Origin of the sequence: Luteibacter sp. SG786 (genome assembly GCF_011759605.1) — a bacterium.
Lineage (GTDB): Bacteria > Pseudomonadota > Gammaproteobacteria > Xanthomonadales > Rhodanobacteraceae > Luteibacter.
Map to the genome: position 1 here is coordinate 497,941 of NZ_JAAOYX010000003.1, position 24,964 is coordinate 522,904.

Annotated in this window: 19 protein-coding genes; 11 read left to right on the forward strand and 8 right to left on the reverse strand. The window is 65.8% G+C overall.

The features are described from left to right. Positions 1 to 23 precede the first annotated feature (23 nt). The 3 genes from ubiH (at position 24) to FHS47_RS18180 (ending at position 3,355) form a co-directional block, all read left to right on the forward strand. The gene (ubiH, locus tag FHS47_RS18170; protein ID WP_167031539.1) at positions 24 to 1,232 is read left to right on the forward strand and encodes a 2-octaprenyl-6-methoxyphenyl hydroxylase; all 1,209 of its coding nucleotides are present in this window, start codon (positions 24 to 26) and stop codon (positions 1,230 to 1,232) included. Next, the gene (locus FHS47_RS18175) at positions 1,229 to 2,440 is read left to right on the forward strand and encodes a UbiH/UbiF/VisC/COQ6 family ubiquinone biosynthesis hydroxylase (RefSeq protein WP_208382132.1); all 1,212 of its coding nucleotides are present in this window, start codon (positions 1,229 to 1,231) and stop codon (positions 2,438 to 2,440) included. Before ubiH ends, FHS47_RS18175 begins: the two co-directional genes overlap by 4 nt. 120 nt (positions 2,441 to 2,560) lie before the next feature. After that, the gene (locus tag FHS47_RS18180; protein ID WP_167031542.1) at positions 2,561 to 3,355 is read left to right on the forward strand and encodes a dienelactone hydrolase family protein; all 795 of its coding nucleotides are present in this window, start codon (positions 2,561 to 2,563) and stop codon (positions 3,353 to 3,355) included. 7 nt (positions 3,356 to 3,362) lie between these two features. On the opposite strand, the gene FHS47_RS18185 is transcribed toward FHS47_RS18180, so the two are convergent. Beyond that, positions 3,363 to 4,361 (reverse strand): polyprenyl synthetase family protein, encoded by a 999-nt coding sequence (locus FHS47_RS18185; protein ID WP_208382133.1) that lies wholly within the window; start codon positions 4,359 to 4,361, stop codon positions 3,363 to 3,365. Between the two features lie 272 nt (positions 4,362 to 4,633). Between FHS47_RS18185 and FHS47_RS18190 the strand changes: the two genes are divergently transcribed. From FHS47_RS18190 to ssb, 5 genes are all read left to right on the forward strand, one after another. Continuing rightward, on the forward strand, positions 4,634 to 5,185 hold the full coding sequence (locus tag FHS47_RS18190) for a fimbrial protein (protein ID WP_167031545.1): 552 nt from the start codon (positions 4,634 to 4,636) through the stop codon (positions 5,183 to 5,185). 69 nt (positions 5,186 to 5,254) lie between these two features. After that, the gene (locus FHS47_RS18195) at positions 5,255 to 5,986 is read left to right on the forward strand and encodes a fimbria/pilus periplasmic chaperone (protein ID WP_167031548.1); all 732 of its coding nucleotides are present in this window, start codon (positions 5,255 to 5,257) and stop codon (positions 5,984 to 5,986) included. 70 nt (positions 5,987 to 6,056) lie between these two features. Then, positions 6,057 to 8,441, forward strand: coding sequence for a fimbria/pilus outer membrane usher protein (locus tag FHS47_RS18200; RefSeq protein ID WP_167031551.1), 2,385 nt, complete (start codon positions 6,057 to 6,059; stop codon positions 8,439 to 8,441). Further along, complete coding sequence (locus FHS47_RS18205) at positions 8,438 to 8,941, forward strand: fimbrial protein (protein ID WP_167031554.1); 504 nt, start codon at positions 8,438 to 8,440, stop codon at positions 8,939 to 8,941. Before FHS47_RS18200 ends, FHS47_RS18205 begins: the two co-directional genes overlap by 4 nt. 147 nt (positions 8,942 to 9,088) lie before the next feature. Continuing rightward, positions 9,089 to 9,670 (forward strand): single-stranded DNA-binding protein, encoded by a 582-nt coding sequence (gene ssb, locus FHS47_RS18210; RefSeq protein ID WP_167031557.1) that lies wholly within the window; start codon positions 9,089 to 9,091, stop codon positions 9,668 to 9,670. Between the two features lie 866 nt (positions 9,671 to 10,536). Here ssb and FHS47_RS18215 read toward each other — a convergent pair. The 6 genes from FHS47_RS18215 to FHS47_RS18240 form a co-directional block, all read right to left on the reverse strand. Beyond that, positions 10,537 to 11,034: a RidA family protein gene (locus tag FHS47_RS18215; protein WP_167031560.1), complete on the reverse strand. Its 498-nt coding sequence runs from the start codon at positions 11,032 to 11,034 to the stop codon at positions 10,537 to 10,539. A 24-nt stretch (positions 11,035 to 11,058) separates the two neighbouring features. After that, on the reverse strand, positions 11,059 to 11,505 hold the full coding sequence (locus FHS47_RS18220; protein WP_167031563.1) for a cytochrome c: 447 nt from the start codon (positions 11,503 to 11,505) through the stop codon (positions 11,059 to 11,061). Then, positions 11,502 to 13,076: a flavin monoamine oxidase family protein gene (locus FHS47_RS18225; protein WP_167031566.1), complete on the reverse strand. Its 1,575-nt coding sequence runs from the start codon at positions 13,074 to 13,076 to the stop codon at positions 11,502 to 11,504. Before FHS47_RS18225 ends, FHS47_RS18220 begins: the two co-directional genes overlap by 4 nt. Positions 13,077 to 13,204: 128 nt before the next feature. After that, positions 13,205 to 15,637 carry a TonB-dependent receptor gene (locus FHS47_RS18230; protein ID WP_167031569.1) on the reverse strand — a complete coding sequence of 811 codons (2,433 nt, stop codon included), beginning with the start codon at positions 15,635 to 15,637 and terminating at the stop codon, positions 13,205 to 13,207. A gap of 197 nt (positions 15,638 to 15,834) precedes the next feature. Beyond that, positions 15,835 to 16,470: an HAD family phosphatase gene (locus FHS47_RS18235; protein ID WP_343203533.1), complete on the reverse strand. Its 636-nt coding sequence runs from the start codon at positions 16,468 to 16,470 to the stop codon at positions 15,835 to 15,837. A gap of 66 nt (positions 16,471 to 16,536) precedes the next feature. Then, complete coding sequence (locus FHS47_RS18240; protein WP_167031574.1) at positions 16,537 to 16,998, reverse strand: PA2169 family four-helix-bundle protein; 462 nt, start codon at positions 16,996 to 16,998, stop codon at positions 16,537 to 16,539. 172 nt (positions 16,999 to 17,170) lie between these two features. On the opposite strand from FHS47_RS18240, the gene FHS47_RS18245 reads away from it, so the two are divergent. Together FHS47_RS18245 and FHS47_RS18250 are read left to right on the forward strand one after the other, a co-directional pair. Next, positions 17,171 to 17,983 (forward strand): SDR family oxidoreductase, encoded by an 813-nt coding sequence (locus FHS47_RS18245; RefSeq protein WP_167031577.1) that lies wholly within the window; start codon positions 17,171 to 17,173, stop codon positions 17,981 to 17,983. Between the two features lie 107 nt (positions 17,984 to 18,090). Next, complete coding sequence (locus FHS47_RS18250) at positions 18,091 to 20,430, forward strand: S9 family peptidase (protein WP_167031580.1); 2,340 nt, start codon at positions 18,091 to 18,093, stop codon at positions 20,428 to 20,430. 293 nt (positions 20,431 to 20,723) lie between these two features. On the opposite strand, the gene msrB is transcribed toward FHS47_RS18250, so the two are convergent. Continuing rightward, on the reverse strand, positions 20,724 to 21,311 hold the full coding sequence (msrB, locus tag FHS47_RS18255; protein ID WP_167031583.1) for a peptide-methionine (R)-S-oxide reductase MsrB: 588 nt from the start codon (positions 21,309 to 21,311) through the stop codon (positions 20,724 to 20,726). A gap of 203 nt (positions 21,312 to 21,514) precedes the next feature. Between msrB and FHS47_RS18260 the strand changes: the two genes are divergently transcribed. After that, the gene (locus tag FHS47_RS18260; RefSeq protein WP_167031586.1) at positions 21,515 to 24,928 is read left to right on the forward strand and encodes a DUF6543 domain-containing protein; all 3,414 of its coding nucleotides are present in this window, start codon (positions 21,515 to 21,517) and stop codon (positions 24,926 to 24,928) included. The last annotated feature ends 36 nt before the right edge of the window (positions 24,929 to 24,964 follow it).

Consider the following 24,964-nt stretch of genomic DNA (forward strand, 5'->3'; position numbering starts at 1 on the left):
CGGCAGGGGCGTATGATTCGCGCATGAGCCAGTCCGAACCCATCCTCATTGTCGGCGGGGGCCTGGTTGGCGCCAGCCTCGCCATCGCGCTCGATACGGCGGGCCTGCCGGCAGTACTTATCGAGGCGTCGGCGCCCCGTATCGGTGAGCAGCCAAGCTACGACGAGCGCAACCTCGCGCTTTCCCGGGCAACCGTGAACGGTCTCGACGCCATTGGCGTGTGGGACCACGTCAGACAGCGCGCCACGCCCATCCGTCACATCCATACCAGTCGCGCCGGCGACTTCGGCAGCGTGCGCATGGACGCCGCCGCCGAGGGCGTGGACGCTCTTGGCTGGACCTTGCCGGCGCGCGAGCTGGGCGCAGGGCTCCTGCGGCGCATCGACAGCTGCCGGCATCTCATTCGCATGGCGCCCGCGCGCGTGGAGTCCATCGTTCCCACGGCGGACGGTTGGGCGGTAAGCGTGTCCAGTGGAAACGAAAGGCGCGACGTGGCGACGTCCCTGCTGGTCGGCGCGGACGGAACGGGCTCGGTCGTTCGCGCACAGCTTGGCATCGGCGTCCACGAACACGATTACGAACAGGCCCTCTTCGTCACCACGATGACCCCGGAGCGCGATCCCCAGGGCAGGGCCTTCGAACGCTTCACCAACGAGGGGCCCGTCGCGGTCCTGCCGCTCACCGACCGCCGGGTCGGTGTGGTCCTCACCGTCGCGACCGACCGGGCGGACGAGGTCGCCGCGCTCGACGATGGCGCGTACGCGGCGCTGGTGCAGGAACGTTTCGGTTGGCGCCTGGGCCGACTGAGCCGGCCGGGCAAGCGTGTGCCCTATCCCATTCGCCGGGTGGCGGCGACCTCCTTGACGTCGACCCGCGCCGTGCTCGTGGGTAACGCGGCGCAGACCATTCATCCGATCGGTGCGCAAGGTTTCAACCTCGGACTGCGCGACGCCCTCACCCTGGCCGAGTTGGCGGTGTCGGCCCGCGATCCCGGCGACGCGGCCGTGCTGGCGGAATACGTCCGTCGGCGCACGCCCGACCGCGAAGGCACCATGGCGATGAGCCACGGCCTCGTGCGCCTCGCGTGCATGGACCAACCGCTGCTGGGGCCCTTGCGGTCGGTGGCCATGCTGGCCCTCGACCGGCTGCCCCCATTGCGGCACGCCCTGGCCCGGCGTGGCATGGGATTCCGCCCGAACGCACCGCTGGCCGTGCTGGAGAAGACGCCATGAGCGACACCTGGAACGATCCGATGCCGCGCCGGCGCGGCCATGTGCTCGACGTGGCGGTGGTCGGCGGCGGCATGGTGGGCGCGGCGACCGCGCTGGCGCTTGCCCGCGCCGGATTCTCGACCGCCCTCGTCGACGCGCGCGAACCCGCGCCGTGGGCCGCGGCGAACGAGGTGGACCTGCGCGTGGTCGGCCTCGCGCCATCGTCCGTCGCCCTGTTGCACGATCTGGGCGTCTGGCAGGCCATTGCTTCCGCGCGTGCGTCCGCGTACGAGCGGATGGTGGTCTGGGATGCGGAAAGCGGCGCCACGATCCGCTTCGACGCCGCCGACGAAGGGCGCGACGTCCTGGGATACATCGTCGAGAACTCCCTTGTTCAGGCCTGCCTGTGGCATGCGCTCGACGAGGCCGGCGTGCGCCGGATCGTTCCCGCCGAAGTGGTGGGCCTGACGCAGCGGGAAGATCGCGCACAACTCGAGCTGGCCGACGGCCAGGGCGTATCGGCGCGCCTCGTGGTCGCTGCCGACGGCGCGGCGTCGCCGTTGCGCGCGATGGTCGGCATCGGCACGCACGGCCGGGACTACGCGCAACGCGCCATCGTAGGGCACGTGGAAACGGCTCGCCCGCACGAACGTACTGCCTGGCAACGGTTTCTTCCGACGGGGCCGCTGGCCTTGCTTCCATTGGCCGATGGGCGCAGTTCCATTGTCTGGTCGCTGCCCGATGGCGAGGCGGCGCGCGTGCTGGCACTGGACGACGAGGGCTTCCGCGACGCGTTGGGGGTGGCAAGCGATTTCCGCCTCGGTCCCATTACGGGAGTGACGAAGCGCGCCGCGTTCCCGCTACGTCTCAGGCTCGCCGACCGGTACGACGCCGAGCGCCTGGTACTTCTGGGCGACGCGGCGCACGCGGTGCATCCGCTGGCCGGGCAGGGCGTGAACCTGGGGCTGCGCGACGTGGTGGAACTGCGCGACACCCTGGTGCATGCCCGGGACCTGGGTCGCGACATCGCCGCCGCCCACGTGCTGCGCCGTTACGCCCGCCGCCGCCGCAGCGCGGACGGCCTCGACGCGTGGTCGTTCGACGCGCTCGCGCGCATCTATGCCTGGCAGGCGCCGCCGCTGGTGGCGGCACGCAGCGTCGGGGTGCGGGCCATCGACATGCTCGCTCCCTTGAAGCGAAGACTGGCAAGGCACGCCGCGGGTCTGTAACCCTCGGCACCCGCCGATGCCGGCCGGACGGGCCGGTACCCTGCGCCACGGATGCGGAACAACGCGACAGCCGGTTCGCGGACTCCTATGCTTGGCGAACGTTCCTAAGGGAGTCTCGCCATGCGCCGTTCCTTGCTTGTCCTGTCGTTAATCGCTTTCGGTCACGTGGGGGCCGCCGCGGCGGCCATGGTCGCCAAGCCTGTGCAATGGACCGATCACGGCGTGACCTACAAGAGCTTTCTCGTTTATGACGACGCCGTGGCCGCGAAGCGACCGGGCCTCGTGATGGTGCCGAACTGGTTCGGTGTGAACGACATGGCGGTCGCCAAAGCCAAGGAAATTGCGGGCAAGGACTACGTGATTCTCCTCACCGACATGTATGGCGGCAACACGCGCCCGGGCAACACGGAAGAGGCCGGCGCGGCGGTGAAACCGCTATACGCCGACCGCAAGATCATGCGCCAGCGCGTGTCGCGGGCGTTCGACGAGCTGAAGGCGCAAGCGCGGCAGGCCCCGATCGATGTGTCGAAGCTGGGCGCCATTGGCTTCTGCTTTGGCGGATCCGCCGTGCTCGATCTTGCGCGCGAGGGCGCGAACCTTGCCGCCGTGGTGACCTTCCACGGCCTTCTCGCCACGGATGAAAAACTGCCGTCGAACATCCACGCCAGCGTGCTTGCCCTGAACGGCGCCGATGACGAAAACGTGCCGATGGAGCAGCGCGCGGCCTTCGAGGACGAGATGCGTCGTGCGAAGGTCGACTGGGCCATGGAAGACTTCGGCGGCGCGGTGCATTGCTTCACCGAGAAGGAAGCGACCACCGCCACGGGCAACTGCCGCTACGACGCGAAGGTGGCGCGTCGCGCCTATGCCGCGATGCACGCCTGGTTGAAGGAAGCCTTCGCCGCGGCGAAGTGACCTTCCCTTAGAAGCGGCGTTCGACCGAGTAATCGGCGAGCGCCGCCAGCGCGTCGCGGAACGGCGAGGGCGCCAGATCCGCCAGGGCGTCGCGTGCGGCCGACGCATGCGCCACCGCTTTTTCGTGGGTGCGCTCCAGCGCTCCCGAATCGCGGATAGCGGCAACGATACGATCCAGGGAATCCAGTCCGCCGTGTTCGATGGCATGCCGGAGCGATTTCAACTGCTCCTCGTTGGCGGCCTGCATGGCGTAGATGAGCGGCAGGGTGGGCTTGCCTTCGGCAAGATCGTCGCCGATGTTCTTGCCGAGGGTTTCCGAATCGGAAACATAATCGAGCAGGTCGTCGGCGATCTGGAAGGCGTAACCCAGTTCCATGCCGTACCGGCGCAACGCGGCAACCTGCGCCTCGGGCAAGCCACCAAGCACGCCGCCCAGTTCGGTCGCGGCGGCGAACAGCACGGCCGTCTTGCGTTCGATCACCGCGAGGTAGGCGCTCTCGTCGACATCGGCGTTGCCGATGTTCAGGAGTTGCAGCACCTCGCCTTCGGCGATGGTGTTCGTGGTGTCGGCCAGGATGCGCATGATGCGCATGTCGTCGAGTTCCACCATCAGCTGGAACGAGCGCGAATAGAGGAAATCGCCGACCAGTACGCTTGCCGCGTTTCCCCACAGCGCGTTCGCCGTCTTCCGGCCACGGCGCATGTCCGAATCGTCCACCACGTCGTCGTGCAGCAAGGTCGACGTGTGGATGAATTCGATGATGGCGGCAAGCTTCGCGTGCTCCTTCCCGCCGTAACCCGCGGCCCGTGCGGCGAGCACGTGCAGCATCGGCCGCAGGCGCTTGCCGCCACCGGCAATGATGTGGTCGGCAATGTGGTTGATCAGCACCACGTCCGACGACAGACGGTGGCGAATGAGAGCGTCAACCTCCGTCATGTCGTCTGCCGCCATGGCGCGAACGCCGGCGAAATCTAGGGAGGAGGAGCGTGCGGCGATGGAGGACATGGATCCGATCGTAAGCGACATGGCAGCGGGCATTATAGGGGTGGAGCCGTCGTTATCGGTGTGCATGGCTTCCTTGGGGGCAAGACATGGCCACGACGCGTCACTCACGCGGCCGGGGGGCAACCGCCGACCCCGGTTCGCGGTGTCGTCCGCGAAAGTGACTGTACTCGTTGGATTTTTCAGAATTTGCGTATCGAACCGCGGCGGCGTCCGTAGGCAGACTGGCCGCGCACGCCCATCCGAGGCGTGTTCCAGTCTTAGAGGAAAACGCCATGCACAAACCATCCATCGCAGTGGCCCTGCTCGCTTCCGCCCTGGCCACGGCATCGGCCGCGCTGGCCGCGAACGACGGCACCATCGACATCACCGGCACGATCACGTCGGCCACATGCCAGGTCGAGGGTCAGCAGCCGGGCACGGGCGGCGTCACGAAAAGTGTCCCTCTGGACACCATCAGCGCCGGTGCGCTCGCCCAGGTCGGCCAGACGTACGGTGACAGGGGGTTCAGCATCCAGGTCGGCGGCAACGCGGAATGCGCCAACGACACGAAAGTCAAGGTGCGTTTCGATCCGGCCAGCCCCGCCATCGACCGCCTCAGCGGGCGGCTCAACGTCGACGCCGGCAGCACGGCGGCGGCCGGCGTCCAGATCCAGATCGCCAACGGCGACGGCACCCCCATCAACGTGTTCACGGAAGACTCCAAGAGCGTGATCGTGGCTGGCAACAGGGCGCAGATCGATCTGATCGCACGGTACTACCGTTCGGGCGACATCACGCCCGGGGCAGCGAACTCCCGCGTCGGCTTCCAGATCGCCTACGAATAGGGCAGGGAAGGCACATCGGCCGGGCTGCATCGTCGTCCGGCCATCGTCATCGTGACAAAAGGAACCGTCATGCTACGACTCGTCCTGGCCATCCTGGCCTGTCTCCTCCTTGCCGAAGTGGCGCGCGGCGCCGTGGTCATCGGCGGCACGCGCGTCGTCTTTCCAGGGCAGGTGCGCGACGTTTCATTGAGAGTGGAGAACAAGGGCGCCGAGCCCGCGTTGGTGCAGGTATGGATCGACGACGGCGACGAGACATCGTCGCCGTCCACGGCGCGCGCACCGTTCGCCATCACGCCGCCCGCTTTCCGGATCGATCCGGGGCAGGCACACACCCTGCGTATCGTGCACGTCGGCGAGGCGGCTCCGAAAGAAAAGGAAGCACTCTACTGGTTGAATGTCCTGGAGATCCCGCCCAAGCCCACCACGGCCCATGGCGCGAACGTCCTCCAGTTCGCGTTCCGTCATCGCCTCAAGCTCTTCCATCGGCCTGAGACCACGCCCCCGCCGACGGTGCGAACGACGGCGGCCCTCCGCTGGAAGCTGGAGCGCGACGGCGACACCGATGTGCTGAAGGTCGAGAACCCATCGCCTTACCACGTGTCGTTCAACTCCGTGGCACTGGTGCCTGCCAAGGGCGCCTCCGCGCAGGCGAAGCTCGGTGGCGGCATGGTGGCGCCCGGCGCGACCATGCGTTTCCCGCTCCCCGCCACGGCGCGTGGCGCCCAGGGCGGCAAGGTCGACTTCGTGACCATCAACGACTTCGGCGCGGCCATCCCCGGCTCGACGGCACTTGAACGATGACGCGGGCGATGCACTTATGGCGCGGGGCACGGATGCATCGCCCGTCGACCGGCGGGGGCGCGGCTTGCGCATGTTCGCGAGCCAGCTCTTCGGTGCCTGCATCACGGTGGCTCGCATCGCGCGTGCGCAGGATGCCGGCGAGGTCGAGTTCGAAGGCGCGTTCCTCACGACGAACGGGGGGGCTGCGCTCGACGTATCGCGCTTCTCTCGCGGCAATCCTGTCCTGCCCGGCACCTACCACGTGGACATCCGAATGAACGGCGAATGGCAGGCACGACGGCCGGTTCGATTCGAGTCCGCGGGCGATCGTGCGGATGCACACGCATGCATCGCTCGGGACGAACTGATTGCCTTCGGCGTCGATCCGGCGGTGCTTCCGTCTCGGGAAGGCGATACGTCCTGTCTTCCGATCGAGCGCCGCCTCGATTCGGCCACGGCCCGATTCGACGTGGGCGAGCAACGCCTCGATATCGAGGTACCTCAGGCGGCCATGGCGCGGCGTCGTAACGGCACGGTGCCCCCGGAACAATGGGATGACGGTATCGCTGCCGGGCTCCTGTCGTGGCGAGTGAATGCCCGCCACACGTCGGGCCCGCGCCGGAACGACACGACGCTCCTTGCCGCGGGCGACGCAGGCATCAATGTCGGGGCGTGGCGCCTTCGCCACGCCGGCTCCTGGACTGGTGGACGGTACGGCTATCGTCATACGTACGTGGAGCGCTCGCTCGCGGTGTGGCGGGCGCGCGTGCGCGTCGGCGACCTGCCCCTGACGGGCGAATTGCTTTCGCCCGTCAGGTTGCGCGGCCTCTCCATGGCAAGTGACATGCGCATGGCGCTCGACGGGGCCGACGGCTACGCGCCACGTGTGAAGGGCGTGGCTCTCGCCCATGCCAGGGTCAGGGTGATGCAGGCCGGCGTCGTCTTGCGCGAACTTCTCGTCCCGCCCGGGCCGTTCGATATCGACGACCTGTATGCCGCCACTCGCGGCGGCGACATCGACGTCGAGATCGAGGAGCAAGGGCGGCTTCGGACCTTTCGCGTGCCGTATTTCCCAGCACCCGAACTCCTGCGCGAAGGCCATACTTCCTATGCGTTCAGTGCCGGCCGCGCGGTGGTGGCGCGCGGGGCGGCACCGGCCATCGTGCAAGCCAGCTGGCGGCACGGATTCGCACGCGGTGTCACCACCTTTGCAGGTGGTCGCGCGTCCAGCGACAGCGCGTCCCTGTTGCTGGGAAGCGCGCTGCCCACGCGCGCGGGCACCGTCTCGGCGGAGGTCACGCATTCGCGATGGCCATCGGGTGGCCGAGGCACGCTGTGGCGTATGCGGCACGGCCGCCTCTGGGGCACGAATACCCTGGTATCCGTGGGCGTTGCGCGTGGGTACGAGAGCCAACCGCATTCCCGAAGCGCGTTCGTATCGCGGCAGCACGCCATCCGGCGCTTCGACGTGCTGATGCAGCGCGAGCTTGCCGGGCGCGGCGTTCTCGGCGCGAGCGTGTCCCACGCCAGCGACGGCAGCGGCAGCAGCACGCACGACGAGGCGATCTCCTGGGCCCGCCACTGGAGGCAGCTCAGCGTTGACCTCACGCTCCGCCGATCGCGGCGCAACGACGCATCGGGAAGGTCATCGGAAATGACCGGTCAGCTGAGCCTGTCCATGCCGCTGGGCCTTTCGCCTTCGGGCGCCACCGTGTACGCCAGCGTGCCCGGCGGCGCACGCGCCGGGGCGCCACGGATAGGCCTGCACGGCATCGCCGGCGTGGAAGGCACCACACAATACGGGCTCGCGCTCGCCCGACATCCGAGTGGAAACCATGGCGTCGACGCATCGCTCTCGCGGCGCCTGCCGTGGGGGGATCTGGCCGGTGCGGTTGGCCGTTCGGCGTCGGTGCGGGCGGCGTCGATCTCCGCGTCCGGCGGCCTGGTGGTCCATGCGGGTGGCGTCACTCCGGCGCAGCGTCTCGGCGACGCGGTGGCGCTCGTCCATGCACGGGGCGCGAGGGGTGCGGGTGTCGCGACAGGTGCGGGCACGCGAATCGGCAGGCGCGGCTATGCCGTGGCACCGCATCTCCTGCCCTACCGGTGGAATCCCATCGACCTCGATCCTGGCGGCACGTCCCTCGACATCGGGTTCGCGTCCACGCATCGCCGCGTCGCGCCCACGGCAGGCGCCGTGGTGCGCGTGCCTTTCGAGACCGAGGTGACCACGACCTGGCTCGTTACCGCCCGCTTCGCCGACGGGCGGCCTGTCCCGTTCGGCGCCGAGGTACTGGATCCGGCGTCGCGTTCCGTCGGGTTGGTGGGCCAGGGTGGCAGGATCTTCCTGCGCACCGAAGACCCCGCCGGCCGCTGGATGCTGCGCTGGGCGGGCGACGCGGCCGGCCAGTGCACGCTGCGCTTGCATCTGCCGGCCCCAGCCGCGGCGCGTCCCCGTTACACAGGAGTGTGCGAATGAACAGGACCATCGCCGGCTGCCTGGCAGCCGGTCTGCTTTTCGTGGGGACGCCGGCCATTCGGGCCGATGACCGTCTGGACTTTCACGTGCTCGGCTCCATCGCCCCGTCCTGCGACCTGGTGGCCGACCGCATCCGGATCGACCTCGGCGCCGTGGCGGCCGGCGAATTGGCCGGAGCAGGCGCCACCAGCCCGTGGCGCGGGGCGGCTTTCACCGGCCGGGACTGCATCGGCGCGACGCGTGCGGTCGTCACGATGCGCGCCACGCCTTACCCCGGACATCCGGGCCTCATCGCCCCCGTGGGCGAGGCCGCGGGCGTGGCCATCGAAATGCGGTCCGCCGGCGGCCAGCCCCTGCTCCCGGACGGCAGCACGGCGGTGGAATTCTCCTGGACCGCCGGGCCGCCCGAATTGGGCTTCCAGGCGCGCTATGTCAGGGTAGGCCCATTGCAGCCAGGGACCGCGGGCGCCACGGCCCAGGTCCAGATCCGCTGGGAATGAGCGCTCCACGCCCACGCGCCGCGTTGGACGGGCTCCGCAGGCGCGGTTTGCCAGCCGCGTGACCATCGACGAAACTACCCGGTCCAGCCCGCCGGCGCACCCTGCGCACCGGTATCATGGGCAAGTACACGCATACGAGGTAAATCCATGGCACGCGGCATCAACAAGGTCATCATCGTCGGGAACCTCGGCGCGGACCCGGAAACCCGCTACACCGGCAGCGGCACGGCGATCACGTCCTTGCGCATCGCCACGTCCGAAGCCTGGACGGACAAGCAGAGCGGCGAAAAGCAGGAGCGCACCGAGTGGCATCGCGTGAAGCTGTTCGGCAAGCTCGCGGAAATCGCCGGCGAATACCTGAAGAAGGGCCGCCAGGTCTACATCGAAGGCTCGCTGCGCACCGACAAGTACACCGACAAGGACGGCATCGAACGCTACTCCACCGACATCATCGCCAACGAGATGCAGATGCTCGGCGGGCAGGGCGGCGGTGAAGGCGGCGGCTTCGCCGGCGGCCAGGGTGGTAGCCGTCCGCAGCAGGCGCGCGGCGGCCAGGGCGGTGGCGCTGGTGGCGGCAACTGGAACAGCGGTGGCGGCCAGCAGCGCAGCGGCTACGCCGGCGGCTCGCGCGGTGGCGACGACTACGGCCAGCCGCGCGGCGGCAATGCACCGCAGCGCTCGGCCCCGCCGGTCAACGAAGGCTTCGACGACGACGATATTCCGTTCTAAGTCACGACCTTCTCCGGCTTCGATCCAAAACCCCCGATGCGTCGGGGGTTTTTTCTTGGTTCTTCGCGGAAGTCCGGGGCCTAGGCATAGAAAAACTGGTGCGCGTGACTGGGACAGCACGGGCTTCGAGCCGACGCCGCTGGTTTCGATAGACTCGTCGTGGCGTTCGCTTGCCCGGTATCGCCAAAGCGCTATGCACCGAAGCGTTTCGCATGGGCCCTTGGTGTCCACCCTCGCTGCTCAGACAGGTCCTCCGCGTTCGAAAAGGATGGCCGCTGCCGCGGCCCACGTGCTTATCGGCCTTCGGCCGCTCACTTGTGCGGAACTCGCCTCGAGGGTGGACACCAAGGACCCTTCCGGGCGGTGCGGTAGCGTGGTGGGAGAGCCGCAGCCGTTCTGGGCGGTGGCCTGCGCGAGCGATGCTCGAGGCGAGGCATGGCGCCGCGACAAGGAATTCTCCCGAAGTCACGAGAGACCTGGCCGAGGTTCGCGGGGTGTGGTGAGGCGATGCAATCCCGCTCGCAGCGGCTGCCTTCGGCTGTGCCGGCTCTCCTGACAGGCCGCCTCAACGAGGGGGAGAGTCTTCGGTGTCCATCCTCGAGGCGAGTTCCGCACAAGAGAGCGGCCGAAGGCCAGATAGATAAACGGGCCGCGTCAGCGGCCCCTCCTTGCCGAACGCGGAGGACCTGTCTGAGCAGCGAGGGTGGACACCGAAGGCTCTGGCCCTACCGTCCGAACAACGGCGGCGCCAGCCGCTGGCCACATGCATTCGCCTTGGCGAATGAACCGCTGCATCCAGGTAGCGTTCCCGGATCTCGGCGAAGGGGGCTTTAGAAGACAGGGCGTTCGCGCAGCCGGAACTCAACTCAAGGCCGCACCGCAATCACCTCGATCTCCACCCGGTAACCAGGGTTACCCAGCGCCGCGACCTGAAATGCCGAACGCGCCGGCAGCTTCGGCTGATCCTTCGTCCCGAAGAACTGGCGATAACCGGCCATGAAGCCGGCGAAATCCATGCGTCCGCCGTGGGCTTCGTCGCCGACCAGGAAGACTTGCATCTTCACCACGTCGCCGAGCCCCAGGCCCATGCCTTTCAGCTGCTTGTCGATGGCGGTGAGCACGCCCACCGTCTGCGTCCTGGTGTCGCCGTAGGCCGCTACGGAATCCTTCGCTGCCTTTGCATCGACCACGGGCGGCACATTGCCGCTGACGTAGACGGTCGCCTTGCCGGCCGGTATTTCGACCGCTGCGGAAATGGGGAAATCGCTGTCCGGAATCTTGTAGCGCTTTATTTCCTGGCCCTGCGCCGTCGCGGCGGCAGTCAGCAGGGCGAGCAGTAAGGCATGGCGGAATCGCGAGTGCATGGGACCTCCTTTGACGAGAAGTGGTCACCGATGCATCGCGGCGACGTCGTCGGCGCTGATGCTGTCGGTGTAGTGGTTACCGAAGTGCGTGCGGATATAATTGATCACGTCGGCGATCTGTGCGTCGCTGAGGCTGACGTCGAGCAGGAAGCGGCCCTCGTCTGCCGCAGCGGGCTTGAACGAAGGCATGTCGCGCCGACCGTGGAGGATCACGGCCGCCATGTACTGCGGCGACACCAGCCGGGGATTGCCGGCCAACGCAGGGTAGGCGCCGGCGCCTTGCGCGCCCCTGGCATCGGGCATATGGCAGCCCTGGCAGATGCCACGATAGACCGCCTCGCCATCCGCAGCGGCGAAGCGTCCACCGACGTGACCGGCGTTATCGGAGGACTGCGCGCCTGCAACGCCCGCGACGAGCAGAAGAATGACGCAGGCCAGCGCGAGCGCGATGCGTCTTGCGTGTCGGTTCATCCCACGCCTCCCGTTGCGCGTCGATGCAGGCGTTCGATCGCGTCGAGCGCCGACGTCACTGCACCTTCCTGCCAGGCCGGCAGATAGGAGGCGTGCTCGCCCGCGAGCACGATGCGGCCGTCCAGACGGCACAGGTTGTCGTAATGACGCTCGCGCATGTCGTCGGACCACGCAGCGAAACAGCCCAGGGTGAAAGGTGAGCGGTGCCAGCCCACCGCGATGCCGTTCTCGAACTCCTCGCGGTACTGCGGATGGATGCGGCTGCCGTATTCGACCGCCTTGCGCACGCGTTCCTCCGGCGCCATCGCCGTGAATTCATAGGCGTCCTTGCCCCACATATAAGCGCCCAGCAGCACACCCTTGCCGCCATGGAAACCCGTGCTGGGATAGCTGATGTTGCCGATCGGCAGATCGGTATAGGTCATGCCGCCGTAGATCTGCTCGTCTTCTTCCCAGAAGCGCCGCTTGAACTGCAGGCCCACCTTGACCGAAGCGGCATAGGGCACGGCGGCGATGGCTTCGGCCATCGCGGGCGACACGTTGAGCGGCAGCTGGCCTAGGATCGACAGCGGGATGGTGCACACACACCACTGTGCGTTGGCTGTCTGCGTGGCGCCTGGTGTATCGGCGTCTTCATATGCCACGGTGACGCCGCCTTCGTCCTGTCGGATGGCAGTGACCTTGGCGCCGTAGCGGATCACGCCCTTCAACTCGCGGCCAAATGCTTCGCCGATCCGGCCCATGCCGCCGACCGGCTGGAACAACGTGGTTTGGAACTCATAGATTTCGCCGTCCACGAGGTGCTGCCACAGGCGCGAACCGAGCACGTCCTTCAGTTGCAGTGGCATGGAAGGTGATGGTTTGGCAGACAGGCCACCACCTGCGTCACGATCGTAGCCGCGCCGGTTGCTGCTGGCTTCGCCGCGCGCGTAGGCGAAGTGCTTGTCCAGTGCGCCCCATTCGCGCAGCGATTCCAGCAAGCGTTCCTGGTCCTCCTTGCTCACGCTCTGGTCCAGCTGCCCCTGCTGCGTGCTCTTGGCCAGCAGTTCGGCGACGTGGCCGCGGTAGTCGGCATTGATTTCGCGGTAGCGCCGCGGCTTACCTCCGAACGCGTCCGAGCTGTGCAGATAGGCGTTGTAGTTGACCTGCACGAATGGCTCAAGCGCCACGCCGAGCTTCTTGCAATACGACAGGATGCCGTGATGGTGATAAGGCAGGCGCCACGGCCCGGGGTTGAGATACAGCCCGTCATCGAACTGGCAGTGCTGGGTGAATCCGCCCATTTCGGTAAAGGTATCGCCGCCGCGCAACGACCAGTTGCGGCCACCGGGACGGCGGTTGTACTCAAGTACCTGCACCTGATACCCGGCCTGGCGCAGTTCGTAGGCGGCCACCATGCCCGCGATGCCGGCACCAAGCACGAGGACCGACGCGCCACGCGGTGCACCTTGCAACTGCGGCGTGCCGCGAAACGGCGACTCGGCGGCCAGGCCCAGGCTGCTCATGGCCTGATACATGGCTGCGCCTCCGGCGGTAGCACCGATCATGCGCAGCAGGTCGCGCCGCCTCATGCTACGCGGGACATCGCCCGCGCGCGAAGAAACCTCGTCGTGCATCGAATACCTCTGACCTTGAATACGTAAATGCCGCGAAGGCAGCTCATCGCCCCTCCGCGCGCGCAAGCGCGGAGGGGGTGTCGTCAGAAGCGATAGGCGATCTTGCCGTACCAGTAGCGGCCGTTGAAACCGAAGGGCGACAGCGAGGAGTACTGCAGGCCATCCGCGCGGTCCTCGTACACGTTGGCCAGCGAAGCCTTGGTCGGGTACTGGTTGGTGAGGTTGTCCACGCCCAAGGTGAAGGTCCACGCCTCCCAGGCATATCTGCCGGAAAGATCGAGCAGCCAGCGCGCGGCGAACTTCTGGTCCTGGCTGCCGTCGTCGGCGTCGCCGCGGCGGATCACCGAGCCGTACCGCGTGAGGTTCGCATGCAGACCGAAGCCCTTCAGTTCCCAGTCGCCGCCGAATACGTATTTGGTGCGCGGCGTGGACGAGGTGAGCAGGCCTTCGCTGGCGCGGCCGAACGCCGGCGTGGAGATTTCCAGCACCTTGGTCTTGTTGTAGTTGCCGCTCGCCGTGAGGTTGAGCCTGCCCCAGTCGGCCAGATCCATCCGGTAGTCGGCGATCAGGTCGGCGCCGCGCGTGCGCGTGGTGGCGCCGTTGACGAAGAACTGCGCACCGGTGACCTGGCTGTTCGGGATGCTTACCGCAATCTGATCCGAATACAGGATCGCGTGGGCCACACGGATCTGATACAGGTCGAGGGTCGCGCTGAAATTGCTCCATGGCTGCCACACCGCGCCCAGGCCATAGTTGGTCGATTTCTCCGGCTTCAGGGGCTTGGCACCGAGCGCGATCGCCGCCGGGTCCGACGTGCGGTATGTACCTATCTGCGCGAGCGCGCCGTTCTGGATCAGCGTCACGACCGATTCGTAGTTCTGCTGTGCCAGCGACGGGGCACGGAAGCCGTTGGAAGCCGTGCCGCGCAGAGCGAACGTATCGGTGAACTGATACCGTGCCGACAACTTGCCCGAGCGCGTGGAACCGGCGTCGCTGTAGTGTTCGTAACGACCGGCCAGGCCTGCGGAGAGCTTGGATGTCACGTCCGTTTCCAGATCCACGTACGCCGCCTGGCTGTGGCGTCCGAAGCTGCCGGCCACCTCGGGTGTCAGACCCGGAAACACCTGCGAGCCTCCCGCGTACGGCGTGTCGGTGCCGGGAATCAGCGTGTTGGGGTCAAAGAAGTAGGAGTCCGGGTCGCCGGACTCGATGTCATAGGTTTCCTTGCGGTATTCGGCGCCGAACGCCACCGTGACCGGATTGGGTAGGAAGCCGACGTGCACGTCCTTGCTCAGGTCCAGGTTGGCCACGCTTTGCTTGTTGCGGAACGTGCCGGCATTGAAATACGTCGGCGAATAGCCTTGCGTGTAGTACAGGTTGGTATTGACGCTGTTGGCGATGTCGAACGCCAGGTTGTTCTCGCCGTGGTCTGCCGAGAAATCCCAGTGCCAGCCACCATCCGTGGTTCCGCGCACGCCCAGCACCGCCGCGATGTCGTTGCTGTGATTGACGATCTGCGGAAGGAAACCGTTCGGGTAGATTTCGGGGACATTGCGCGCCGAATCGTAGGCGCGGTAATAGCCGTTGGAGGTGACGTCGCGTCTGCTGCCGTTGAGGTAGCCGTACAGTTCGACGCCATGCGCAATGTCGTAGCCGAAGTTGAGCAGCAGCTGGTACGTCTTCACCGCCGGGTCGCCATAGCGCTCGTACGGTATGCCGGATGGGTTTGGGGCGCCCGCGAGCGTGGTGGACCTGTCGCGGTTCTCCGCGCGATTGGTGTTCATGGTGTTCTGGTAGTTCCACGCTACGCGCATCCAGCCGGGCGCGCTGCCTTCCGGACCACCGAGCGGCACGCCCAGGCTGCCCTGCACACCGTTCTGCGCGCCGTCGCCCTTGTCCATGATGCCGCCGCTGGCGGTGATGTCGTTGCCGCCTGCGGCGCCGCCTCGCTTGAGCACCACGTTGATCACGCCGGCGATGGCGTCGGAGCCGTACTGTGCCGCGGCGCCGTCGCGCAGCACTTCGATATGATCGATCGCGGCGATCGGAATCGAATTGAGGTCAACCGGTGCCGAGCCGCGGCCAACCGACGAGTTGTAATTGACCAGGCTGGTAGTGTGGTAACGCTTGCCGTCCACCAGCACCAGCACCTGGTCTGGCGACATGCCGCGCAGACTCGCTGGCCGGATCGCGTCGTTACCGTCGTTGATGGCGGGGCGGGGGAAGTCCAGCGACGGGAGCAGGGTGCTCAGGGCGCTAGCCAGGTCGGTGCTGCCGGTCGCGTTGAGATCGGCGGGGCTCAAGACGTCGATGGGCGCGAGGGATTCGGACGCGGTGCGGTCGGTGCTGCGCGTTCCGGTGACTACGACTTGCTGGAGCAGCTTGGCTTTGTCGGGCGTCGCCGTGTCGGCGGCGGGCGTATCGTCGGCCCAGGCCGTCGAGGCGGCAAGGGCATGCGTCAAGCAAAAAGGTAGCAGCGCGGCCGCCGGCAGGCGCCGCTTGAGTCGTCTTGTCATCGGTGGTTTCCCCGGTCAGGCAGTCAGTAGATAAGGCTCCTTGGCTGGATCTGCGCGTCGCAGCAGGTCCTCCCCAGGGCTGCGACGATTCGAGGCTAAGCGCTAATGTTGCGGTGCGTCAACATCTGGCTATATGGGCGTCATTAGGCTGTAATGGTCGGCCAAGCCACATTTTGCGTTGCGGCAAAATCGGGTGCCTACGTCCGGTCGGCGATCCTGGAGTCGTCGATGAAGGCGGCGATGGCGTCGCCGACACTGGCTTCGCTATCGCAGCGTCGCGCTGCCATTCCTGCAGCCACGGCGCCGTCGACATTCGCCTGCGCGTCGTCGATAAACAACGTGTCCCCTGCGCGCCACCCTAGTTTTTCGAGGACGGCGACATAGACGCCAGGATCCGGCTTGGCCACGCCGAACTCGGCCGCCACATGGGCCCGGCCGCGAAAGAGCGGGAACAGCGCCGGCACGATGTGTTCCCACTGTGCGGCGAGAAGGCGTCCGTTGTTGGTAAGGATAGCGATGCCGATGCCCCGCGAGGCCAGGGACGAGATGTGCCTTATGAGTCCAGGGCGTATGCGCGTTGCAAGTCGGCGAGCCTCCGTCCAGACATCGACAGGCAAACGCACGCCCAACATCTTGCCGATGGCTTCAAGGTACTCGTCTGGACTGAGGCGCCCGGCATCGGCATCCGCTTCCACGCCCGAGGCATAGATCGCGGCATGAACCTCAGCCGCGCTCCGTTGAAGCACCGTGGCAATATGACTGACGCGGACAGCGGGTTGGTAATCGACCAGCACGCCGTCCATGTCGAAAAGAATGTTCTTCATCGCCGGCATGGTATCTCAGGCACGAAAGAAGCCCGCGGGACACCCGCGGGCTTCTTCCGGAACCATTGCCTGGGATCAGGACTTGGCGTGCAACGCGTGCTTCAGGTCGCGCATCTGGTCATGCCCACTCTTCACAGACACATAGGCCTCGTTGATGGCCGAACGGGTGCCGGCGGAGACGTCGTTGTCCTTCAGGGCGTCTTCGTACTTCGCCTTGATGTGGTCTTCGCCGCGCTCGACTTCGTCCACGATGGCGGTGTCGTCCTTCGAGCTCATCTTCGCGCGCAGTTCCACGAACATGCGGTGGGCCTTGGCGAGGACGGTGCCGTCGTCTTCCGGCGTGCCGCCCAGCGAGCGCACCTGCTGCTGCAGGCGCTGCGTCACCTGGCGCCGTTCGGCCGCCCGGCTCTGGAATACGGCGGCGTAACGGGTGTTTTCGGCGTCTTTTGCCGCTTCGCCGTAGCCCTCGGCGCTGTCGATGGTGGTCTCGATCAGGTTGTTGAGAACCTTGATGTCATGTTCGGTACTGCTGGTCATCGTCGTGGGCTCCTTGGACTCTGGGTGAGTCGTCTTGGGAGTGCCAGCTTCGCGGCCGGGGCATGCATAGAGTCGTGAACGCCGCGTCTGGACGGCGAGCACAAACCCTCCTCGTTCATTCATGCGAGCTCGTTGCATACTTCCGGATCACGTGGCGACAACGGAGACATCCATGGCATCCAACCGCCGCGCCCTGGTCACGGGCGCATCCGCCGGTATCGGCGAAGCCTTCGCCCGCGAACTCGCGCGTCGCGGTCACGACCTGGTGCTCACCGCCCGGCGCGCCGACCGGCTCGAGGCGCTGGCGAAGGAGCTGCGCGAGCGCCATGCCATCGAGGCGATCGTCGCACCGCTGGACCTGGCCAGGGCAGACGGCCCGGAAGCCCTCGTCGCCGCCCTGGAGGCGCAAGGACTTTCGATCGACGTGCTCGTGAACAACGCGGGGTATGGGGTACCGGGGTATTTTGAGGACCAGCCCTGGTCGACCCATGCGGCCTTCATCCAGGTGCTGATGACGGCGCCCAGCGAACTGGCGTATCGCCTGCTGCCCGCCATGAAGGCCCGCGGTTATGGGCGCATCCTCAACATCGCCTCGCTGGCCGGTCATGTTCCCGGCTCCGCGGGCCACACTCTGTACGCCGCGTCGAAGGCGTACCTCATCAAGTTCTCGCAATCCCTTGCGCTTGAATGCGCTGGCACTGGGGTGCACGTCACCGCCGTGTGTCCCGGTTTCACGCGTTCCGAGTTCCATGACGTTACCGGGTCGCGCGAGCTGGTCTCCAAGATGCCGGACTTCATGTGGATGGATGCCCCTACCGTGGCTCGCCAGGGCCTGGAGGCCGTGGAGGCGGGGAAGGCGGTTTACGTCAACGGCCGCGTCAATAACGCGATCAAGGGCCTGTTCAAACTGCTGCCCGACGCGCTGGCGCTCAGGATGGTCGCGAAGCAGGGCCGCCGCTTCCGCACCGGGCCCAGGCGGGGGTGATCCGTTACCCGTGACCTTTGGCATAGGCCCTTTCCGGCACAGGGGGGCTAGCCTCATCCGGTTTGCGGTGCGTCCCGCGCCGCCCCAGCCGTCCATGGGGACCATCGATGTCGACCAAACGTAATGCGGCGCTTTCCGGCGCCGTTCTTCTTGCCCTGATCGGGGCCTCCGCCGCGAGCGCGGCGGTGACCACCGACGACTACCGCCGCGCGGACTCGTTCCTCGCCAACAACACCATGCCGCTGGTGGATCATTCGGTGCAGCGCGTCACCTGGATCGACGACGGCCACTTCTGGTATCGAGATCACGACAAGGACGGCGACCAGTTCATCAAGGTGGACGCCGCCACGGGCGAAGCCACCCGCGCCTTCGATCGCGACAAGATGGCTGCCGCGCTCTCCGCGGCCACCGGGAAGAAGGTCGACGCGGGCAAGCTCCCGATCACCGGTTTCGTCGTGCGCCCCGACGACGGACTGGACGTCACCTCGGGTGGCAAGAACTACGTTTGCGACAAGGCCATCGGCAAGTGCGAACTCGCCGCGGTGAAGAAGGACGCCAAGGGCAAGGAATATGGCAGCGAACCGGGCTTGAAATCGCCGGACGGCAAATCGGAAGCCTTCATCCGCGACTGGAACCTCTGGGTGCGGGATGTGGCGACGGGCGCGGAAACGCAACTCACCACCGACGGTGTGAAGGATTACGGTTACGCCACCGACAACGCCGGCTGGAAGCACACCGACGAGGCCATCCTCGTGTGGTCGCCGGACTCGAAGAAGATCGCCACCTTCCAGCAGGACCAGCGCAAGACCGGCGAGATGACGCTCGTGAGCGTCAACGTGGGTCACCCGAAGGTGGATACCTGGAAGTACCCGCTGCCGGGCGACAAGGACGTGACCATGATCGAGCGTGTCGTGATCGACGTGCCGACGAAGAAGGTGGTTCGCTTCAAGATGCCGGCCGACCAGCATCGCTCCACCATCTGCGACGATGTCTCGTGCAGCCCGGGCGTGTGGGACGACGTGCGCTGGGCGGCCGACGGCAAGAGCATCGCCTTCGTGTCCACCGCGCGCGACCATACGCATGAGTGGTTCCGCATCGCCAATCCGGAAACCGGCGAAGTGCGCACCGTGTTCGACGAAAAGGCGAAAACCTATTTCGAAGGCGGCAACGACAAGGCCAACTGGCAGTACGTGCCCGAAACCGACGAGGTGATCTGGTTCTCCGAGCGGAGCAACTGGGGCCACCTGTACATGTACAGCCTGAAGACCGGCAAGCTCGAGCACTCGATCACTTCCGGCGACTGGAACGTCACCCAGGTGCTCCACGTCGATCCGAAGACGAAGACGATCTGGTTCCGCGGCGTGGGTCGCGAGAAGGGCGTCGATCCGTATTACCAGCAGTTCTACAAGGTGGGCTTCGACGGCAAGGGCCTGACCCTGCTGACGCCGGAAAACGCCGACCATAGCGTGTCCATGTCGAAGGACGGCACGTATTTCTTCGATTCGTACTCGACGATCGACACGCCGCCCGTCGCGCTCGTGCGCCGTTCCGATACCGGCGCCACGGTGAAGGAAATCGCCCGCGCCGACATCTCGCGCCTGAAGGCGAAGGGCTGGGTACCGCCCACCGCCTTCACTGTGAAGGCGCGCGATGGCAAGACCGACCTCTACGGCCAGATGTTCAAGCCCACGAATTTCGATCCTTCGAAGAAGTACCCGCTCGTGGTCTACATCTACCCGGGCCCGCAGACCGGCTCCGTGCGCACCCGCAGTTTCATCCCTTCGCACGGCGACAACCAGGCGCTGGCCGAACTGGGCTTCGTCGTGGTGGCGGTGGACGGCATGGGCACGCCGTGGCGCTCCAAGGCCTTCCACGACGCGTACTTCCAGAACATCGGCGACAACACGCTGCCCGACCAGGTGGCGGCGGTGAAGCAGCTGGTGAAGAAGTATTCGTGGCTGGACGGCGATCGCGTGGGTATCTGGGGCCACTCCGGCGGCGGCAACGCCACGGCGACGGCGATGTTCCGCTACGCGGACGTCTTCAAGGTCGGTATCTCGGAGTCGGGCAACCACGACAACCGCAACTACGAGGACGACTGGGCCGAGAAGTGGCAGGGCCTGCTGGTCAAGGACAAGGACGGCAACTCCAATTACGACGACCAGGCGAACCAGAAGTGGGCGTCGGGCCTGAAGGGGCACCTGATGCTGGCGCACGGCACCTCGGACGATAACGTGCCGCCGTACGAGACCCTGCTGGTGGTCGATGCCCTCATCAAGGCCAACAAGGATTTCGACCTGGTCATGATCCCCAACGCCCACCACGGCTACGGTGCCGCCACGCAGTACATGACGCGCCGCCGCTGGGACTACTTCGTTCGCTACCTCAAGGGCGAAACGCCGCCCAAGGAATTCGAACTGACACCTCTGACCCCTCCGGGTCATTGATACGAAAACCCCGCCGAGTGGCGGGGTTTTTTTTGGTTCATCGCGGAAGTCCGGGGATGCATGCCGCATGCATCGGTTCATTCGCCAAGGCGAATGCATGTAGCCAGCGGCTGGCGCCGCCGTAGCTCGGACGGTAGGGCCAGAGCCTTCGGGCACCAAGGGCCCATGCGAAGCGCTACGGTGCATAGCGCTTTGGCGACTCCGAACTCGTGGGCGCCGGGGCGAGCTCGCGGAAACCACAGCCGTCGACCCGAAACATCTGTGCCCCCGGTAATCCGTGAAGAACCTTTTTTTTAGGCCTTCGCCGGCACGAAGCGCATGGCTGCCGCGTTCATGCAGTAGCGGAGACCCGTGGGTTGCGGGCCATCGTCGAACACATGGCCAAGGTGCGCGTCGCAGCGGGCGCAATTCACGGCAATGCGTTCCTCGATCAGGCTGCGGTCGGTCTTCTGGGTGATGTTGCGTCGGGAGATCGGCTGCCAGAAGCTCGGCCAGCCCGTGCCCGAGTCGAACTTGGTCGCCGAGTCGTACAGCGCGGTGTCGCAGCCGATGCAGCGATAGAGGCCGTTGTCGTGCCGGTCCCAGCCATCGCCCGTATAGGCCGGCTCCGTGCCGTCGTGGCGGGTGACGTAGTACGACCTGGTGCTCAGCTTCGCTTTCCATTGCTCGTCGGTGAGCACCACGCGCGGCTTGACGCAGGTGCCCAGCGGCCTCTTGTCGTCGGCGAAGCAGTCCAGGGTGACATTGCCGCCCTTTGGCGCAGGCGCGTCGGCCGCAACGGCAGGACGCGTGGCCCGCAGCAGGAAGGGCAGTGAAGCGGACGCGGCGACGGTGGCGGTCAATACGCCGAGGAACCGGCGACGTTCGGGATCGATACGCATGTTGCCTCCGGAAAGGAAAAGGCGCCCGGGTGGACGCCCCTTTCCCGTAAGACCGGGCCTGGGCTGGGGACCTTACACGGGTGGCGCGCCTACATTGGCCCCTTCGTAAATCTCACAGATCGTCGGCGCGGCCCACGACAGACCGCCAGGGTTGGGCGCATCTAACCTAAGGCGAATCCCACGCCCAAGAACAGACATTGGACATGCTCCCGCCGCAGGCGCCGCCTGCACACATCGCTTCCGCCAACCAGGCCGCCATCGATACGCTCCAACGCTTGCGCGATACCCAAGCATGGCTCGTCCAGCAGCAGGGCGATCTACCCGACCTGCCTGCCAGCCTCGACGGGCGCCCTGGCTTCCTCACCGGTTTGGATGACTTCTGGAACGCAACGGTCGAGGCCGCCCCGGGCAAGTCGCTGATTTCACGTCGGCAAGCCATGGCGTTACGTCTGGCCCACGTCATGCGCGACGACGCCTCGCTGCGTCGCAATGATGGCACCCTCCCAGATGCCGCGGCCGAGGGTGTCGCCAGCGTCGCCCACTATCCGGGCACCTTTTTGCCCAGCCACCTTCATGCGCAGGAGCTCATGGTCGGCAGCGTGCCCTATGCCGGCGCCTTGATCTTGAGTAACGATCGCGATCCGCAGCGTGTTCTGCTGTTCACCGTTGAGGCCGGATGGCGAGTCTTCGACTCCTTGGAGGTGCTCTATCGGGATGTCGAGCTGATGATGCGACAGCAACTCGTCAGTCGCGATGAGCTGCCTGGCATCGGCGCGGACGATATTCTTCCCGTGTTGTCCACTCATTTCCTTTCCGCACGAGACATCGACAACGACATATTTGGCACTCTCGTCACGCGACTGTCCGCGCGCTTGCGTGAACGGGCAGTTGCCGCCTTTGACGGGCCCATCGACGCCGCGAATCCCGAACGGTGGCGCGACGATCTCTTCACTGCCATAGACCTGAGCGTCCTCCTGGACGTTCACGCCATCGTGAGCCAGCGTGATCTGGCTTTGGCCGCTCAATGGGAAAAGGAGCGCCTCGCCGAGCAACCGACCCACGTGCGCGAGCACTGGTTGAGCATGGCTCAGGATTACCGCGACGTGTCGCAGCGACTGGGCAAGGAGGTCAGCGACACGATACCTTCCTTGGCCGAGTTTGCCCAACAGAAGCTGGATACCGCCCTGCGCGAGAAGGGTATCGCTGCCTCCGCAAGCCAGCTGCGGGTACGCCTCACCCGGCGCGCGCCCGACAAGGGTCCTATCGCCACGGGCATCTCTGGCTTCCCCCAGGAGGAGCTCTCCCTGCTGGCGCTGGCTTACCGGAATATCAGCGGTTTGCGCATCGAGGGGCTGGAAGTCATTGGCGCCGATGATTCACCGAACAAGGCTGTGTCCGCAGAGGTCCTACGCGACATCGTCCGCGACCTGGATCTGCCTCATGCCTATGCCCAGCACCTGGATAAGACGCTAAGTCATAGTGAGGCAGGGGCGAAGCGACGCGCCTCACGCCATGCCTTGCAGGTGGCCCGCATGCGCTTCGAAGCGGCCGAGGCCCGCTTGAGTTACTACGACTTTAAGGGGCTGCGCGTCTTCCGTGCCAATCAAGAGCGAGCCTTCAAGTGGATACAGGCGGTCCTGGACTCGCCCAATCCGGGGCCTCGTGACACGGTAGAGGGTCACGAGATCGTGGTTTCCCAACTCACCTACAAGGGCTTCCCGCTCGCTGACGTGTTCCTGATCGCACCACAACAGACCCAGGCGGTCAGCCACGTCGTCCTCTACACCCCCAACGCGCCCGATGGCCTGGCTTTCCGTGAATTTCCCGACCGCCAGGCATTGAATCGCGAGGTACTGCTCAACCCGGAATTCGAGGCCTACCTGCTGGCACGCTTGCCCGCCTCTTTGAGCGTCATTGACGACCGGGGCAAATGGCACTTCGCTCATTCAAAAATCAACGGTGGCCGCACCTGGTCGTGGGTCTTCGGCTTCGACGAGTGCCCGGCACGCCAACGTTGCGCGGCGTTGGAGGAGCGCTTTCAGGAACGCCAGGTTTCCGGCTCCTTCCTCGATGCGGGTGACAAGACCGCCATCGATCTGGCCAAACGCAATGCCAGCGACATGACTCGCTCCACCTCCCAGGCCGACTGGGACAGTTTCAAGGATGTGTCGTGGGGCTGGAACGTACCCGTCCAACTGGCCAAAGAGTTTGTCGTGGGCGCTGTGCAAGGCATTCCCCACACAGCGCAGGCCAGCTGGCGCTTCTATGACCACGTCAAGGCGGGTGAAGGCATGGAAGCTTTCCTCGCTTTTGTAGAAGGTTACAACTCGGCATTGGCCGTCTTGCCGATCTACACGCAGGTACCAGTCATGGCCGGAGCCCGCGTACGCGCTGCGTTCGGTTCGCGCGCTTTTGTACCCAGCCAACGCTCCCTGCCAACTCCCGATACGTTGTTCGACAAGCGCTACATCGCTCGTAACGTGAACGCTCCCACCGGCGAGCCATCGGCTTCAGGGGTCTACACCATGGAGGGTAGCCGTTACATCCAACAAGGCGGCAACCTGTACCAGGTCCGCTTTGATCGGAACATGGACACCTGGCGCCTCATGCGGCCCGGCGCCGGCCCCTCTACCTGGGGGCCCGCCATCGAACGCCTTCCTAACGGGCAGTGGCGCTTTCACCGCGTCGGATTGCTCGGCGGCTACGGCGGGCGACATTTATTCGACCTCACATTGCTGAGGGAGGCAGAAAGCATGTTACGCGAGGGTACGTACCTCACCACGGAAGTGGCCACCCTCACCGAATCCCAGCGCCTCACCTTGATCGGGAGGCTGTATCAAAGTCTGCCCTTCGAGGAATTTGCCCCTACGCTACGCATAAAGATCGATGCGAGACCGCATCCGGGGGCGAGCGCGTTATTACAGCCTCAGCTGAATGCCTGGCACGAGGCCATGGCCATGGCCCGTGCCACTGAGCCGAGAGCCCCTTCGCCCATGACGGCGTCCGAGTGGTTCGATCGCGCACTCTCGGCTCAGGCGGCGAGTTCCAGCTCCTCTACGGCTTCGGTAACCCGCGCACCTGCACGTGTGCCGACAACGGGCTCCTCGGTGCCAGGCTATACATCCTCTTGGTGGGTATCCCCGAACTATCGTGTCGCCGTTCAAAGGTGGCCCGAGGTCGCTTACCTCTATCTTCCTGATCCAAGGCTCACACAAGCGCAATTAAGGGGGGCAGGCCACATCAGGTTGGCGCAGATGCGTCTTTTTGGAACCGACGCACGAGGCCTTCCGCTCACCACCTTGCCCCCTCATACCCTCATGAGTGAGGTTCCCCCGCAGTTTCAAGCCCTGCTGCCGCGCCATGCCGTTGGACAATCCGGGGCGACTCTAGCCAGCACTTACGGAAACTGGGTCCAGGTCAATTTAAGGAATCTGAACGTGCGTCCTACGGGCCAGGCACATCACAACTACGCCCTTTACTCGATGCCAGATACGGGTGGAAGCGGCTTTTATCTGCGACCTATCCAGTCTTCAAGCGTGAACGGACCTACCGTCTTCGACAACGGGAACGTCATCTTTATCGGAAACGAATTCCAACTCGGATCCAATCCACGCTGACGTTCGGCGGGACCATGGCCCAAAAGAGAATGCCCT